The sequence below is a fragment of the Nostoc sp. NZL genome (assembly GCF_015714705.1).
GTDB classification, from domain to species: Bacteria; Cyanobacteriota; Cyanobacteriia; order Cyanobacteriales; family Nostocaceae; genus Nostoc; species Nostoc foliaceum_A.
Map to the genome: position 1 here is coordinate 18,013 of NZ_WBKL01000133.1, position 15,748 is coordinate 33,760.

Below are 15,748 nucleotides of genomic sequence, written 5' to 3' on the forward strand. Positions count from 1 at the left end.
TGGGTATTATCCTTGTCTCCCTTATCCTCCTTGTCCCCCTTGTCTCCCCCTCTCATCTCCCCGGTGGTGGACAAGCTGGGAGTCGGAAACCAAACAGTGCGCCCCGTGGTGAGCGATTCTCTGCCCAAATTGTACCTCCATGAGCAGCAATAATTTGCCTGGTCAAATAAAGTCCAAGTCCAGATCCTGAGACGTGGCGATCGCTATGTCCCTGATAAAACCTCTCAAATAAGTGGGGTAACTCTTCTTCGGTAAAGCCGGAACCAGTATCGAGTATTTTTACTACTTGATCGCTAGAATAACCTTCAAGTACTACTTCTACCTTACCGCCACGAGGGGTATGGTTAATGCCATTACTTAGGAGATTAGTAAAGACTCGTCCAAGTTGCAAAGAATCGCCATTTACCCAGAGAAAGCTACGAAAATCTGATTCGCCATAGTGCAGAGAAATATAAACCTGACGTGTTCTCGCTAGTTCAGTCAGGGTAGCTATAATCTCCTCTGCCACAGTTACCAAGTTAACTGGTGATCTCTGTAGTTTCAGCCCTTCGGCATCATTGCGGTACACATCTAAAAGAGTTTGAACTAATTGCAGTGTACTCCGATGACTACGAGCCATTGTTTGTAAAACTTTTGCTTGCATTGGCGTGATTTCACCAAATTGCTCATTTTGAAAATATTTCAGCGTTTCAATTGCTCCTAATAAGGGAGTTTTCAAGTCATGAGTCAGGGTGGAAACAAAATCTTCACGCATGGTAGCTAGTTGTTCTTGGGAGCGTAATTGTGCTTGAGTATAAGCGATCGCTTCTTCATTGCGGTGGTTGCGGTCACTTAACCAACCCGTTACCATCAACGCCAACACTGCAATCAATCTATTTGCCAACGTTGAGGGATCAATTATTTCTCCTCCCGGGACAAACAAATTCAACAATGTTAATCCTGTAGCTACAAGAGTGATCCCCAACACTGCTCGCCGATTCAATCGAGAATCTGCTAAAAAAATCATTCCTGTGTAGAGGTAGCCAAATACGTACTCAGGTGGTGTCAAATATTCTAAGCTTATGACGAGAGCAAAGGCGATCGCTATTAGCCCATATGTCTTTCCATGCTTATTTATAGCTTCTTTCATAGTCAATAATCAACTTAACATTGTCATTTTTGATTTATTAAAAAATCGTTATCATACAATCTTTACAACTATTTAATTCAGCGATTATGATTTATCTGCAAACTATATCTGCAAATCTCAACTTGAGAACTAAACCGAAAATTATGATTGTCCAGATGCAAGAAAGGGGACTGAGACCTGGGGATTGAGGATTAGAGACTGCGTAGTTGCCCATAAGGGGCGGGGTATTTACCACAATCTTCCCAATCCCTGATGCCTAATCCCTTTAATAAAATCCTCTTGAATATTTATATTCTTTGAAAGTAGCGAACTTCGAGAATGTATTGTATAAACAAGTAATACTAACTAGCGAGATAGAGAAATAAACGTAAAATTTAAAGATTCTTAACAGATACTTTAACAAGTATCTGAAAAATAGTAATAACTAAAAATAGTAAATCCAGATTAAAGAATTGTGGTGATATGAGATATCGCCAAATAGCTCTGAATCATATATACCAACAGTTATAATCTGTTATTTCTCAGAATTTGCTGGCTAGCACTTAAATTTAATTGATCGCGAAATATATGGGACAAGGTTTTTTGCAAATTGGCTTAACGCTATGTATTGTCATAGCAATTACTCCACTACTCGGTAGATATATAGCACGTGTCTTCTTGGGAGAAAGAACACTGCTTGATTTTTTAATGAACCCCATAGAGCGAAGTATGTACGTACTAGCGGGTGTTCGGAGGAAGGATGATATGACGGGTTCGCAGTATATCCGATCTGTACTGTACAGCAACCTCATCATGGGTATTTCAGTATATTTACTATTATATTTTCAGAGAGTCTTACCCTGGAATCCTAATGGCTTCGGTGCGCCCAGTTGGGATGTATTACTGCACACAACCATTTCATTTGTGACGAATACCGACCAGCAACACTATGCTGGTGAGACAACCTTAAGCTATTTTAGTCAGGTAGCAGCTTTAGGCTTTTTGATGTTCACCTCCGCGGCCACCGGTTTAGCTGTGGGAATTGCCTTTATTCGCGGGTTGTCGGGTAGAAAGCTGGGAAACTTTTACGTCGATCTTGTCCGTGGAATTACGCGAATATTGCTGCCGATTTCTATTATTGGAGCGATCGCCTTGCTTGTAGCAGGTGTACCACAAACATTAGCTAACACTCTGGATCTAAGAACCTTAGAAGGCGGGACTCAATATCTTGCCAGAGGCCCAGTGGCATCATTTGAAATGATCAAACTTTTGGGCGAAAACGGCGGTGGTTATTTTGGCGTAAACTCAGCTCACCCCTTTGAAAATCCCAATGGCGCTTCTAATTTGATAGAAATGATCGCCATGATTTCTATACCAGCAGCCTTGATTTACACTTACGGTATATTTGTTAACAACATCAAACAAGCTTGGCTACTTTTTTGGATGGTGTTTGTGATTTTTGTAGTTTTGGTGGGAGTGACAGCCGTAGGAGAACTACAAGGTAATCCTCTGGTTAATAACGCCTTTGGATTAGAACAGCCCAATTTAGAGGGTAAAGAACTTCGATTTGGCTGGGCACAAACTGCGTTTTGGGCAGTTATGACTACCGCTACTATGTCTGGTGCGGTGAATGGGATGCACGATTCTTTGATGCCGCAAGGAATATTTTCGACTCTCTTCAACTTATTTATCCAGGTTATCTGGGGCGGTCAAGGAACAGGAACAGCTTACTTATTTATTTACTTAATTCTCACAGTGTTTCTAACTGGACTAATGGCAGGACGCACCCCAGAGTTTTTAGGACGCAAAATTGAAAAGCGGGAAATCGTCCTCGCCAGCGTGGTGCTGCTGATTCACCCAATTCTAGTTTTGATTCCCAGTGCGATCGCCTTGGCTTATCCCATCTCCCTATCTGGAATTAGCAACTCTGGCTATCACGGTATTTCCCAAGTAGTTTATGAATACGCCTCAGCAGCAGCAAATAATGGCTCCGGCTTAGAGGGGTTGAGAGATAACACCCTGTGGTGGAACTTGAGTACAATAGTTAGCTTAATCGGAGGACGCTACATTCCGATAATTGCCATCCTGCTCTTAGCTGACGGGATGTCTCGCAAACAACCAGTCCCTGAAACCCCTGCTACGCTGAGAACTGATTCTCTAGTATTTATTGGGATCACTGCTGGAGTGACACTGGTTTTGGGAGTATTGACTTTCTTTCCCGTTCTAGCTTTAGGCCCCATAGCTGAGGGTTTGAAACTAGCATCTGGCAGTTAGAAAATTTATGAGTTATAAGTCTGGAATTAAGAGAATACCAAAAAATAAATAAATTATCTGGTTTCGTAGGGTGTATTAGCGATCGCGTAACGCACCGTCTGATAAAAATGCCTTATTAACCCACCTTACAGGTTGGATATTTTTTTATTGGAAGTTCCTAATAACTCCTAACTTCTAACTCCTAACTCCTAACTTTATTCATGAATCAAGTGGCAACTAACTTCAAAGCTAGACGGCCAAATTCTCGTCCTGGTGATCGCCGCCAAGCACGTAAAAAGGCTAGGACAAGTAATAAGTGGCTGTACTTAAGGGCAATAAGAGATGCTTTTGTCAAGCTCAACCCTAAGTATGCAATCAAAAATCCAGTAATGTTTGTGGTTTGGGTGGGGACAATCATCACCCTATTGCTAACAATTGATCCCAACCTATTTGGCCCAGCCCTCCAAAAGAACCCGCAACTTTTCAACGGCTTGCTGTCGGGTATTTTATTCTTTACAGTTTGGTTTGCCAATTTTGCCGAAGCGGTGGCAGAAGGGCGGGGTAAAGCCCAAGCCGATGCCTTGCGATTAACGAAATCAGAGGCGATCGCTAAAAAACTTGCTGCTGACGGCACAATTAATGAAGTTTCATCCACCACCCTTAAACAGGGTGATACTATCTACGTCGTTGCTGGCGATATTATTCCTGCCGATGGCGAAGTAATCATGGGTATCGCCTCAGTAGATGAATCGGCAATTACTGGAGAATCGGCACCAGTATTAAAAGAATCAGGCTCCGACGTTTCTAGTTCTGTTACTGGTGGGACGCGGATTATCTCAGATGAATTAATTATCCGCATCACTGCTGATCCAGATAAAGGTTTTATTGACCGGATGATTGCCTTGCTGGAAGGAGCAGAACGTAGCAAAACACCCAGTGAAATTGCTCTGACAGTATTGCTAGCAGTTCTAAGCCTAGTGTTTTTGTTAGTTGTGGTAACCTTGCCCGCACTTGCCTACTATGTCAACAGTCCGGTCAGCGTGCCAATTTTAATTGCCCTATTAGTAGCGTTAATTCCTACAACCATTGGCGGCTTACTAAGTACCATCGGCATTGCTGGTATGGATAGAGTTGCCCAATTTAATGTCATTGCCACTTCAGGACGAGCAGTCGAAGCCTGTGGTGATGTCAATACTTTAGTTCTCGACAAGACAGGTACAATTACCCTTGGCAACCGTTTGGCGGAAGAGTTTATTCCCATCAACGGTCATTCAATGTCAGAAATTGCTAATGTTGCGTGGGCGGCTAGTGTCTTTGACAATACACCAGAAGGTAAATCCATTGTCCGACTGGCAGAAAATTTAGGCGCACGGTTTGATTTTGACTCCAGTCAGGCAGAAGGAATTGATTTTTCTGCAAAAACATGCATGAGTGGTACTAACTTGCCTGGTGGGTATGAGGCCAGGAAGGGAGCAGTAGAAGCCATTAAAGGATTTGTCCGTTCCCGTAACGGACGCGATATGCCAGAATTGGATGCTGCCTACGAACGAGTTTCTCGCCTGGGAGGTACACCCCTAGCAGTCAGTCTAGATAACGAAATCTATGGGATTGTTTATCTCAAAGATATAGTTAAACCTGGTATCCGCGATCGCTTTGAGCAACTGCGACGAATGGGAGTGCGTACCATCATGCTAACTGGAGATAACCGGATTACAGCTTCTGTCATTGCCAAAGAAGCTGGGGTGGATGACTTCATTGCTGAAGCCACACCAGAAGACAAAATCAGCGTCATCAAAAAGGAACAAGCAGCAGGCAAGCTAGTTGCCATGACGGGAGATGGCACTAACGATGCTCCAGCATTGGCCCAAGCTAACGTTGGCGTTGCGATGAATACAGGAACGCAAGCTGCAAAAGAAGCTGCCAACATGGTCGATTTAGACTCCGATCCTACAAAGCTGATCGATATTATTAGCATTGGCAAACAACTGCTAATTACTCGTGGGGCATTGATGACATTTTCAATTACTAATGATATTGCTAAATACTTTGCAATTATCCCAGTGATATTTGTCGCTGCTAACCTGCAAAGCTTGAATATTATGAATTTGACTAGCCCTAATTCTGCTGTCTTATCAGCGCTGATTTATAATGCTTTGATTATTCCCGCTTTGATTCCCTTGGCATTGAAGGGTGTGCGGTTTAGACCGCTGACAGCTAATCAGTTACTCCAACGCAATATTTTAATTTTTGGCTTAGGTGGGGTAATTGCGCCGTTTATCGCTATTAAGTTGATAGATATACTGATTACAGTTGTGGGCTTGGCTTAAGGGCAGCAAAAATAGAGACACCGCCAAACGAGCGCATCTTGATAAAAGTAAAATAATAAACATTTTTAGCTTTTTTAGCTTTACTTTTACCTGTTCAGAAAGGGAACAAGAAGAATATGAATAAACAGGTTAATATTTGGGAAAAGTTTCTGCCGATAAATTTGATGCAGTCGATATCCTTTGTTTGGCCACAATGGCGGAAACAACACCTAACACTCGCTATTTTTATCCTGCTGTGCTTGAATGTGATAATTACCCCAGTTGTTTATGCTGTTGCTGACAGCATCTTTGAATGATGTTTTACTTGGGTAAAATAATTAAAATTAAAACTTAAAAATTAAATTTGAATAGCAATTGGAAAACTTTTTATGACTATTATTCGAGAAACCATCAGAGCAATTTTCATAACTCTAATGCTTTGGTTGTTGACTGCAATCATTTATCCTCTGATAATCCTTGTAGTAGGTCAAGTGTTTTTGCCCTATCAAGCTAATGGCAGCATTATGCTGAATCTAAATAATGAACCAATTGGTTCGGCTTTGATTGGTCAGGTGTTCACATCTGAGGGATATTTCCATCCTCGTCCCAGTACTGTTAGATATAGCCAAGGCAAAAAAGCCAAGCCAACTGGCATATCTGGAGCCAGCAATCTCGCTGCAAGCAATCCAGAACTACTGACGCGAATTCTAGAACAGGCAAATCAGTTGCGAGACGAAAATCTTCAACCGATCGCTGATATAATTTATACTTCTGCTTCAGGTTTAGACCCGCATATTTCCTTCAAAGCGGCACGGCAGCAATTGGCGCGAGTTGCTGGTGCGCGTGGAGTCAAAGAAGATGAGATCCTACGTTTAATTAATAAATATACTGATGGCAGATTTTTATGGATTTTTGGCGAGCCGGGAGTGAATGTTCTGCGATTGAATTATGCTCTTGACTTGCAAGATATTAATCGTCAGCAAAATCAATAAACTTGGCATTGGCCATTGCTAAAGAGCCGTTTTTCCATGAAATAGAATTGCTATACAGGTAAAAAGAATGAAATGTCAGATAATAGTAATGCTGGTTCGGTTGGCACTTCTTTAAATTCTGCAAGTTACTCACTTTATCCGGCACGACGGCGGGGGAAGCATAAGATATTTATTGGCATGGCTCCTGGGGTAGGCAAAACCTATCGGATGCTGGAAGAGGGACACGCGCTTAAACAGGAAGGAATTGATGTCGCCGTTGGGCTTTTGGAAACCCACGGACGCAAGGAGACAGCTGAAAAGGCAGAGGGACTGGAGATTATACCCCGCAAACAATATCCTCGGGGTGAATTGACGCTAACGGATATGGATACAGATGCTATTTTAAAGCGATCGCCCCAATTAGCCTTAATCGATGAACTTGCTCATACTAATGTCCCTGGTTCCCCACGTGAAAAACGCTACGAAGATGTAGAAGTAGTTTTAGCAGCAGGTATTGATGTCTACTCCACAATGAATGTGCAACATTTGGAAAGTCTCAATGATCTAGTAGCCAGAATTACTGGGGTAGTAGTCCGTGAGCGAGTTCCTGACAGGGTTATGGATGAAGCAGATGAAATAGTGGTGGTAGATGTTACACCAGAAACCTTGCAAGAACGGTTATTAGAAGGCAAGATTTACGCACCGCAAAAAATCCAACAATCCCTTGATAATTTTTTCCAACGCCGTAACCTGATTGCTTTACGGGAATTGGCTTTGCGGGAAGTAGCAGACAACGTGGAAGAAAATGCAATTGCGCTTCGCGCACGCTTTGCGAACGCCTCTACTCCCAATGGGCAATTTTGTAATATTCATGAGCGAGTTTTGGTATGTGTATCCACTTACCCCAACTCAGTGCAACTTTTACGCCGGGGTGCGAGGCTGGCCAACTATATGAACGCCCCACTTTATACCTTGTTCGTTGCCGACCCAGAACGCTTCCTCACCAAGGAGGAAAGCTTACACATCCACACTTGTGAGAAACTCTGTAAGGAATTTGAAGGTACTTTTATTCGTGTTACCAACAGTAACATCGCCAATGCGATCGCAGAAGTTGCCGAGAAATATCGGATTACCCAAATTGTAATTGGAGAGAGTCAGCGATCGCGCTGGCAAATGCTCCTCAAAGGATCTTTGACGCAAAAATTGGTGCGCTTGCTCAAAAATATTGATTTGCACATCATTGCCAGCGAAAAAATGGTTTCAGCTAAACAAGAGATCAAGTTTCCATAAAAATCTCAGAAGTAAAGCTTCCATGCAGACCATAAGGGATATGATGCTTCAGATGTAGCCGCGCGTAGGCGCGAAGCGACTTGTCGTCAGACATCGTTCCTTTAGAGAAATCATTGGCATCCAAAATTATCACATCTGACCGATGATGAGCAGCATCATAAATCAGAGCTAATACCCAACCATCATCTTCCTTTTTCGAACCTGGGCGCGGCACAAAAATCGGTTCACCGACAAAACCACGGGGTGCAGCACTCCAAAATTGTCTTTCTCCAGACTCTAAATCAATTTTCAGCAATGCTTGTAAGGGAGCATTACCAGTCTCTACATGAGCCGCACCTATATATAGATATCGATAAGGGCGTCCTACATTCGCCGGATGTATGCTGGGAAATTCACAACAGCGGCTATCAATTAATTCTCGCCGGACTGTCCCATCCTTTAGATTCAAACAAAATCGCCAGAGTTGTCCAGGTGAATTCGCCTCAAAATCAACTTGTCGAAAATCGCTTTTGGGTTCTACTTCTGGTAAAGATTGATAGCAAATGGAGTCAATCAAAACTTCCTCTCCTACCTCAAAAGCATTGACGTGATGAAAGACGAAACCAGACTGAGTTTCCAGAAATTTTATCTCTTCTTGCCCTTCTTTGGGGAAGCGGGGAATAATTAGAATTTGAGTTGGCTGATTTGGCTGAAATTTTATACATTCTCCCGCCGCACGGATTCCCAAGGCAAAAGGTATGGGATTGAAGGTGACAGGATTTTGAAAGAAGATGCAGTAATTGGGAGTAATGACAAAATCGTGAATAAAACAGAAACCTGGAACCTTATGAGCGTGCTGTCTGATAATTTCACCCGCTGGGTTTAGCTCAAAAATAGTAATTGTGGTAGATAATCCCGGCTTAATTGAGAAATTTACCAGGCAAGGTGCGCCCCCATCTTGGTCACAATTCTTTTCCACGCGGGGATGTGCAGCAAAAGCTTCACCTACTGCCAAAGCATCATTAAAATATTCATTGCCCAAGGTTTCAAGAGTATAAGGATCAAGGCGATATGCTTCAGCCGCTTCCCACAGCGCAAGCAGTTTCCCACCCCAATAGATAACATTTGTATTGGCGATATTTTTGAGTTTGAAATCAAAGATATTAGCTAGCCAACCGCCACGTTTTTGAGTACCAAAAGTACCGCGATAGAGGATTTTTTTCGCCTTTTGTTCTGCCAAATAGCCAGTTGTGCGGACAAAGCGGTTGCGAAAATGGGCACGACCATTGGTAAAGGTAATTCTGCTAATCATCCCATCTCCATCAAACGGGTGATGAAGAGGTTGCCCATTCACATCCAGCAAACCTGGGCCATTTCTAAACAGCGTACCTTGTAACTCTCTGGGAATTTGTCCTTCTATATCATCAATCCAATAATCAAACTCTTGGGTGAGAGATTGATATCCTTTTTGCCAGTCTGTACGAGTGTAAGATTTTTCTGAAACTAGGCTTTCTTGAATTTTCAAATGCATATACTTTGTTTTTGTTATCTTGGACGAAAATATGTAGCCGCTAAAAATATTTTTTGCAACTTTACTACCCTATTTACTACGCTGCCAAGGCAGCGCACTGCCTCGACTTAGCATAAGATTTATTACACTATTCCACTATTTCCGACTCTGGTTCTCTCAGTACCAACTCAGACATCAAATCTGGCAAAAATGCTTGTTCCCCATCTTTGGATGTATCAGTTTGTTCTTCAGCAGCAGGTAGCCAGTTGATAAATGGTAGGGGTAACAGCGTGCTGAGGTTAGTAATTACCACCAATAGCCAAAATGACTCAAAGTTCGTTGCAGTGATACCTAGCCAATAGGTGATTAATGCCCCAAATGCATGGGAAACTGTTGCTGCTGAATTAAACACCGACATTAACAAGGCAAATAATGTCGCTTCCACACCAGAAGGACAAAGCCTTGCTGCTAGAACCATCACTTGCATAAAGGCAATTTTCCCCATCACAGTGAGAATCAGGCTGTCACCCAAACTAAACCAGTGGTCATCTATACCCAGCAGCCTATTTGTGTGAGTCACTAACAACAGCATCGTCATCCCCAAAATTGACGAAAGGACGGTACTCCAAGCAAAAATCACGCGAAAAGGGATGCTTTTGAGGAAACGTTGAAAAATCCAAACACCTGCTAGAGAAGCGAAACTTGTCACCAAGTGTACTCGCCCCAAAAATTCTGGTTCAAAGTGGAGTTCGTTAGTAGCGAAGTAGAAAAAGGCTGAGTCAGCATTTGGGGTAGCTTGCCAGATGAAGATAAACGCCGTTGGTAGCCAAATTCTTTTTTGGCTAATGGCTTGGCGTAGCTGCCCCAGTTGATGTTTGATTGGTAAAGAGTTGGCCTGATTAATATCTTGAGCATCTTTGCTAACAGGGGACTCAGCAATTAACCAAGCTACCCCTGAGACTATGAGAGGAAATAAGGCGGTAATTCCAAAGACAGTACGGGTAGTAAAGTATTGGAGTAGCAGACCGCTAAAGTATGCTGTTATTAAACCTCCGATCGCAGAAGCACCCCAACACAGAGATTGTAATGAACCGGCTTTTGCTTGCGATTCACCTCTAGCCCGTTCCACAACTAGCGAGTCAACTATCACATCACTCATGGCGACGGAGAGAGAACCAAGAGCGATCGCTAAGGTAGCTGCCCAGCTAGTATGAACTATTGTGGCCAGACTCGCCCAAGAAGCAGTTCCCAGTATCCCGGATAAAATCAAGTAAGGACGCCTACGATAGCCAAATATAGGCAGGCCATCAGAGATAAAACCAAACACCGGCTTAATCATCCAAGGTAGGAAGACAATTCCCAATAGTGCCGATACCTGGACTGGACTCAGCAGTAGTTCATCTTTGAGGAAAAAACTTACGGCTAGACGCGATAGCCCTAAAATTCCTTGGACAAAATAAACGGTGAGAATTGCAATTAACTCCGCATTGGGTTCATTACCCAAGAAGATTTTTTGTGTTAATGAGTCTTTGACCTTGGACAAGCCAGATGATTGAAGCACCATTCGATAAATATTTTTTAAGTTTTATCTACTTTTCTATCATATCGATTCTGAGGAAATGGGTTTTCTGTAAGCTTTTTCCTTTTATTTCTTCTGTGAGTATTATTTAAGGTTTTTTTAACCACTTTTCTTTCTTCTAGCAAGACTGCCCTTAAGCTGCCTTGGATGTACTCTGACTTTGAAAGCTTGCTATGCGTTGTGTTGACCGTAGGAGAAGGGCGATCATAAATCGCAAAAAGATTAGGGAGAGCTTACCTAAGTAAGCTCTCCCTAATTTGTCTTTAATATTGAATTGTCATCGGAAATTCTGAAATCCTTGTACAGTCTGGGAGTATGTGTAGAGAAAATCAGGAAAATCTTACTGACCTAGGATTGATATATTTAATGAGTTTATCTAGACACTTTGCAACTTCTTGTTCTTGCGCTTGCGTAGAAACATACCACCTACAGCCAGCATACCTAAGGTAATACTAGGCTCAGGAACAGCTTTAGGGTCAAAACCTGTAAATCTGTCAGTTCCTAGATGGAAAGAATGGTTATCGCTTTCAAATCCACCACCACCAGCTTGGGTAATGACAATTTTGTTGAAAATATCGTTGCTACTATCTGAGTAGAAGTGAAGGAAGCCATTTCCTTCACCACCATGCTGTGATGCATGAACTGGAGCAACTGGGTTCACATCCTCAGTTGTAAATGATTTGATCAGAGTATCGCCATTGTAGAATGAAAAAATGTTACTGGCACTGATAGCTCCCCAGTCAATACCAAAATAATTGAGGGAACTTTCAAGATTAATTGTGACTTTATCACCATTGAAAACTGCCAAATACTTACCATCATTGACCTCACCGTTTGCTCCGGCAGGTGCCCATACATCTGACCTTACACTGCTGTTTTGACCAGTTTCAAATGAGTACTTAGCAAAACCAGTGGTTGGTGCTTGACCATTATTGAAGTCAACAGTTGTCGTACCGGGAAGCTGAGTAAACTCAGAAAAAGCACCTTGGTTCGTTTCTCCATTGGGGCCTGCAATCCCTGTAGTCACCTGGAAGGAAATAGCCTGGGCAGAACCTGCATATATTAATGAGCAGATTGCAGATAAAGATAGAGCAGCGATGCAAGCAATTTTTTTAAGAGACATAATTTTGAGATTCTGTATTTTTATTTGTTGATAAATTCGTTGTGCGGCTTGAATTCATTATGTAATGGCTTGCAGGAGAAACAACAGGATGAAATTACTGGATTTGTCTTTGCCAATAAATCCATATATTGGGTAAATATTTGGCTCTCTTCTCGATGCTAAATAAGTATTTTTACTTCTCGAAAAAGTGGATGGAGTATTTGTTCTTTATCTGGAGATAAAAAAGTTGCAAAGCTTGACCATATATCAAGAATTTGTATCTTTGGATATTGTCCTTATTAAGGATTAATAAAGTTAACAGATAACCCTGCTTGCCTGATAAATAGAAATAGATTCGTGGTGATTGTTATTGGTTTTGAGATTCTTCCCTTGCTCTACCTACATCATCTTTCTCCACTCAACTATGCCACCTGAGTTTTTTTGACATGGGTAGTAACATGAATTAAACTACCTCTTGCAATCAACAAAAGAATCTTTGTCAATGCATCCGACTGAAGAAGCTGCTGTCCCTACTCGCGTTATCGGTTTAATTAGTGGCACATCCGTAGATGGCATAGACGCTGCGTTGGTAGAGATTTCCGGTACAGAATTGGATCTCAAAATTGAGTTGCTCACCGGGGAAACGTATCCCTATCCAGCCGGACTTAGAGAAAAAATACTGGCAATTGGTGCAGGCGTTGCCATCTCAATGCCAGAATTGGCAGAAATAGATGATGCGATCGCTCAAGTCTTTGCCCAAGCAGCCCAAAATATTCAAATTGGTCATCAGCCAGCTACTATCATTGGCTCTCATGGTCAGACGGTTTATCATCGACCACCTGCGGATAGGGGAATAGGGAAAAAAACTACTCCTGACTCCCCACTTCCTAGTACAGACGAGATTAATCGCGTCTCTGCCCACTCCCCACTAGGTTACAGTCTGCAATTAGGGCGCGGTGAATTAATTGCCCATCTTACGGGCATTACAACTGTGAGCAACTTCCGCGTTGCTGATATCGCTATTGGTGGTCATGGTGCGCCTCTCGTGCCGAGAGTAGATGCCTATTTACTCAGTCACCCTCAAGAGGGCCGTTGTATTCAAAACATTGGTGGTATTGGTAATGTCGCTTATATTCCGCCTCGTTATGGCAACTGGCTCTCAAAAATTCGTGCTTGGGATACTGGCCCAGGAAATAGTCTATTGGATCTGGCGGTAGAGCATTTAAGCGCTGGTACTAAAACTTACGATGAAGATGGCAATTGGGCAGCGAGTGGTACTCCTTGTCATCCATTGGTAGAACAATGGCTTAACCAAAACTATTTTCATCTATCGCCACCCAAATCTACAGGTCGAGAGTTATTTGGTGTGACTTACATACATCAGTGTTTAAAAGATGCCCAAGCATACCAACTCAATGCTGCCGACATACTGGCAACTCTCACAGAACTTACAGCAGCTTCAATTGTTCATAGTTACCGCACTTTTTTGCCGGAAATGCCACAGCGGGTACTATTATGTGGCGGTGGTAGTCGCAATCTCTATTTGAAACAAAGATTACAGTTGTTGTTGGCATCAATACCAGTTTCGACTACAGATGAAGTCGGTTTGAGTGCAGATTTTAAAGAAGCGATCGCCTTTGCAGTTTTAGCCTACTGGCGACATTTGGGTATTCCTGGCAACCTACCTACTGCTACAGGGGCACCTCAAGAAGTGCTTTTGGGAGAAATTCACCAAGGTCAGGACTCAGTACTGAGTAGGGAGTGGGAGAGTAAGGGAAGAATTCCTAACTCCTAACTCTTCACTCCTAACTCTTCACTCCTAACTCTTAACTCAGCACTCACGACTCGGCACTGCTATAACTGTAGTCTTGGCGGCACTCGATCAAGACAGGGAATATAGAAGGTGGCTCATACTTTTTTATTGGAACCAGGACGCTGGGCAATGCAAGGAAATTGGCTAGAACGAAATGGTATGCCAATCAGCGTCAAGGGTATGACCTTGGTAGCTTGGAATCGAAATAACTGGTTCACTATGGCTACAAAGCTGATATTCCCAGGTAGCGATCGCTCAGAAATCTCTCTGCAATACAAGGGGCGGCTGCATGAAGGAGAGCGCCAGTATACTTTTTTACTGCAACATAATATTTTGGGGCAAGTTGAAGGTGAAGGCTGGATTGGTTTAGATACTATTGTGCAACGTTACTGGGTAATAGGCGATCGTCAGCGTCGTAGTGGCTTTGAAACCCTGCACCGGATTTCGGAAGATACATACTACCTCAGTAGTGGCATCTTGGCTGGTCATTTTTTAACTAACACAATGGAAGCTAGCCTAGAACGTCAGTCAACCTAAAGACAGCGCGGCCGGCTGTGTTTCTTCCGGTCAAACAACTCTGACAACGCACTGGTTTCCTAACGTCCAATGTCTCATGCCTGAACTTAATGAGTGATCATTTATTCTCACTTACCTACTGAGTTGTATACTAAAAAAGAAATTATCAAATTATTGTCAGACTTTTAGTATTTTTACCGAACCGTGTAGTCTGGAGTCCAGTTTCATGAATCCTAAAGTATCTGTCATTATCCCTGCTTACAATACTGAAGTTTATATTGCGAAGGCAATAGAGTCAGTCTTAGAGCAAACGCTTACAGATATTGAAGTTATCATAGTCGATGATGCTTCAAGTGATAAAACTGTAGAAGTCGCTAAAAGTTTTACTGATCCACGTCTCAAAGTAATAGTTAATCAACAAAACCTTGGGGCTGCTGCTGCGCGTAATTGTGCCTTAAGAGCAGCCCAAGGGGAATGGATTGCTGTGCTTGATTCAGATGATTGGTATGCTCCTGAAAGATTAGAAAAGCTTGTGTCACTGGCACATGAAAGAGATGCAGACATGATTGCTGACGATCTTTATTTAATAAAGGATGGCGAAACATCTCCTTGGAGCACATTGATTCAAGAAAGTGAGAAACATATAGATAAAATTCTCCAAATTGATATCGTTTATTTTGTAGAAACTGATGTCTATGGACAACCAGGGTTGCATCTTGGTATAAGCAAGCCTCTATTCAAACGAGAATTTCTGGTTAAGCACGGCATAGAGTACGATGATGCCATCAGGATGGGCCAAGATTTTTGGATTGATATGAAATGCTTAATCAAAGGAGCTCGCTTTTTCCTTGAGCCAAAACCCTATTATTTCTACCGTTCACGCCCCGGTTCTCTTGTACATAAAAGCCAATTGTCACGTCTAAATCAATACTTGAATGCTAGTAGTTCTTTCATGCAACAAGAAGTTGTGAAAAAAAATCCAGCTTTAATGCGTGCTCTGTCTTATAATAATTCAGTCTACAAAAAAGATTTAGCTTACCTTCAAGTTGTAGAGCCTCTAAAGGAAGGAAAATGGGTAACAGCATTGACAGAAATGGGTAAAAACCCGTACTTCTTTTATGATTTTATTTCCCGATTGTCCAATATTATAGAACGTCGAATTCAATATTATGTAATGGGTAATAAATCAGTTTTTGACATTTCTTATAATATACAGAGGGAGCGAAAAAGTAACAATTAGTACTATCACAGTTCCCTCAAGAAATAATCCATCCTTCCGTAGTCAGAATCAGCCTGGAGGTTAAAAATCTGGTCAGGCAAT

The 15,748-nt window shown here is 42.3% G+C and carries 12 protein-coding genes; 8 read left to right on the forward strand and 4 right to left on the reverse strand.

The features are described 5' to 3' along the window. Positions 1 to 52: 52 nt before the first annotated feature. Positions 53 to 1,129, reverse strand: a complete 1,077-nt coding sequence (locus F8R90_RS19145) for a sensor histidine kinase (protein ID WP_196511992.1) — start codon at positions 1,127 to 1,129, stop codon at positions 53 to 55. A gap of 567 nt (positions 1,130 to 1,696) precedes the next feature. Here F8R90_RS19145 and kdpA point away from each other — a divergent pair. From kdpA to F8R90_RS19170, 5 genes are all read left to right on the forward strand, one after another. Next, a complete protein-coding gene (kdpA, locus tag F8R90_RS19150; protein ID WP_196511993.1) occupies positions 1,697 to 3,382 on the forward strand; it encodes a potassium-transporting ATPase subunit KdpA in 1,686 nt (561 codons plus the stop codon). A 200-nt stretch (positions 3,383 to 3,582) separates the two neighbouring features. Then, the gene (gene kdpB / locus F8R90_RS19155) at positions 3,583 to 5,688 is read left to right on the forward strand and encodes a potassium-transporting ATPase subunit KdpB (protein WP_196511994.1); all 2,106 of its coding nucleotides are present in this window, start codon (positions 3,583 to 3,585) and stop codon (positions 5,686 to 5,688) included. Positions 5,689 to 5,804: 116 nt separating this feature from the next. Further along, on the forward strand, positions 5,805 to 5,984 hold the full coding sequence (locus F8R90_RS19160; RefSeq protein WP_196511995.1) for a hypothetical protein: 180 nt from the start codon (positions 5,805 to 5,807) through the stop codon (positions 5,982 to 5,984). Positions 5,985 to 6,056: 72 nt separating this feature from the next. Then, positions 6,057 to 6,659 (forward strand): K(+)-transporting ATPase subunit C, encoded by a 603-nt coding sequence (gene kdpC / locus F8R90_RS19165; RefSeq protein WP_190893887.1) that lies wholly within the window; start codon positions 6,057 to 6,059, stop codon positions 6,657 to 6,659. 72 nt (positions 6,660 to 6,731) lie between these two features. Continuing rightward, entirely contained in the window at positions 6,732 to 7,928 is a 1,197-nt protein-coding gene (locus F8R90_RS19170) for a universal stress protein (RefSeq protein ID WP_196511996.1), read from the forward strand. On the opposite strand, the gene F8R90_RS19175 is transcribed toward F8R90_RS19170, so the two are convergent. From F8R90_RS19175 to F8R90_RS19185, 3 genes are all read right to left on the reverse strand, one after another. Next, positions 7,915 to 9,438: a carotenoid oxygenase family protein gene (locus tag F8R90_RS19175; RefSeq protein ID WP_196511997.1), complete on the reverse strand. Its 1,524-nt coding sequence runs from the start codon at positions 9,436 to 9,438 to the stop codon at positions 7,915 to 7,917. The genes F8R90_RS19170 and F8R90_RS19175 overlap by 14 nt on opposite strands. A gap of 127 nt (positions 9,439 to 9,565) precedes the next feature. Then, the gene (locus F8R90_RS19180) at positions 9,566 to 10,981 is read right to left on the reverse strand and encodes a folate/biopterin family MFS transporter (protein WP_196511998.1); all 1,416 of its coding nucleotides are present in this window, start codon (positions 10,979 to 10,981) and stop codon (positions 9,566 to 9,568) included. A 391-nt stretch (positions 10,982 to 11,372) separates the two neighbouring features. Beyond that, the gene (locus F8R90_RS19185) at positions 11,373 to 12,119 is read right to left on the reverse strand and encodes an Npun_F0296 family exosortase-dependent surface protein (protein WP_196511999.1); all 747 of its coding nucleotides are present in this window, start codon (positions 12,117 to 12,119) and stop codon (positions 11,373 to 11,375) included. A 481-nt stretch (positions 12,120 to 12,600) separates the two neighbouring features. Here F8R90_RS19185 and F8R90_RS19190 point away from each other — a divergent pair, with 481 nt between their 5' ends. The 3 genes from F8R90_RS19190 to F8R90_RS19200 all read left to right on the forward strand — a co-directional run bounded on the left by F8R90_RS19190 (position 12,601) and on the right by F8R90_RS19200 (position 15,667). Continuing rightward, the gene (locus F8R90_RS19190; RefSeq protein WP_196512000.1) at positions 12,601 to 13,893 is read left to right on the forward strand and encodes an anhydro-N-acetylmuramic acid kinase; all 1,293 of its coding nucleotides are present in this window, start codon (positions 12,601 to 12,603) and stop codon (positions 13,891 to 13,893) included. A gap of 108 nt (positions 13,894 to 14,001) precedes the next feature. Continuing rightward, a complete protein-coding gene (locus F8R90_RS19195) occupies positions 14,002 to 14,448 on the forward strand; it encodes a hypothetical protein (RefSeq protein WP_196512001.1) in 447 nt (148 codons plus the stop codon). Positions 14,449 to 14,653: 205 nt separating this feature from the next. Then, positions 14,654 to 15,667: a glycosyltransferase family 2 protein gene (locus F8R90_RS19200; RefSeq protein WP_196512002.1), complete on the forward strand. Its 1,014-nt coding sequence runs from the start codon at positions 14,654 to 14,656 to the stop codon at positions 15,665 to 15,667. Positions 15,668 to 15,748: the final 81 nt, after the last annotated feature.

What these genes read in the sequence shown, in the direction of transcription:
- kdpB (WP_196511994.1), top strand. Translation starts at nt 3,583, where the DNA reads ATGAATCAAGTGGCAACTAACTTCAAAGCTAGACGGCCAAATTCTCGT.
- F8R90_RS19145 (WP_196511992.1), bottom strand. Translation starts at nt 1,129, where the DNA reads ATGAAAGAAGCTATAAATAAGCATGGAAAGACATATGGGCTAATAGCG.
- kdpC (WP_190893887.1), top strand. Translation starts at nt 6,057, where the DNA reads ATGACTATTATTCGAGAAACCATCAGAGCAATTTTCATAACTCTAATG.
- F8R90_RS19185 (WP_196511999.1), bottom strand. Translation starts at nt 12,119, where the DNA reads ATGTCTCTTAAAAAAATTGCTTGCATCGCTGCTCTATCTTTATCTGCA.
- F8R90_RS19175 (WP_196511997.1), bottom strand. Translation starts at nt 9,438, where the DNA reads ATGCATTTGAAAATTCAAGAAAGCCTAGTTTCAGAAAAATCTTACACT.
- F8R90_RS19200 (WP_196512002.1), top strand. Translation starts at nt 14,654, where the DNA reads ATGAATCCTAAAGTATCTGTCATTATCCCTGCTTACAATACTGAAGTT.
- F8R90_RS19180 (WP_196511998.1), bottom strand. Translation starts at nt 10,981, where the DNA reads ATGGTGCTTCAATCATCTGGCTTGTCCAAGGTCAAAGACTCATTAACA.
- F8R90_RS19190 (WP_196512000.1), top strand. Translation starts at nt 12,601, where the DNA reads ATGCATCCGACTGAAGAAGCTGCTGTCCCTACTCGCGTTATCGGTTTA.
- F8R90_RS19170 (WP_196511996.1), top strand. Translation starts at nt 6,732, where the DNA reads ATGTCAGATAATAGTAATGCTGGTTCGGTTGGCACTTCTTTAAATTCT.
- F8R90_RS19160 (WP_196511995.1), top strand. Translation starts at nt 5,805, where the DNA reads ATGAATAAACAGGTTAATATTTGGGAAAAGTTTCTGCCGATAAATTTG.
- kdpA (WP_196511993.1), top strand. Translation starts at nt 1,697, where the DNA reads ATGGGACAAGGTTTTTTGCAAATTGGCTTAACGCTATGTATTGTCATA.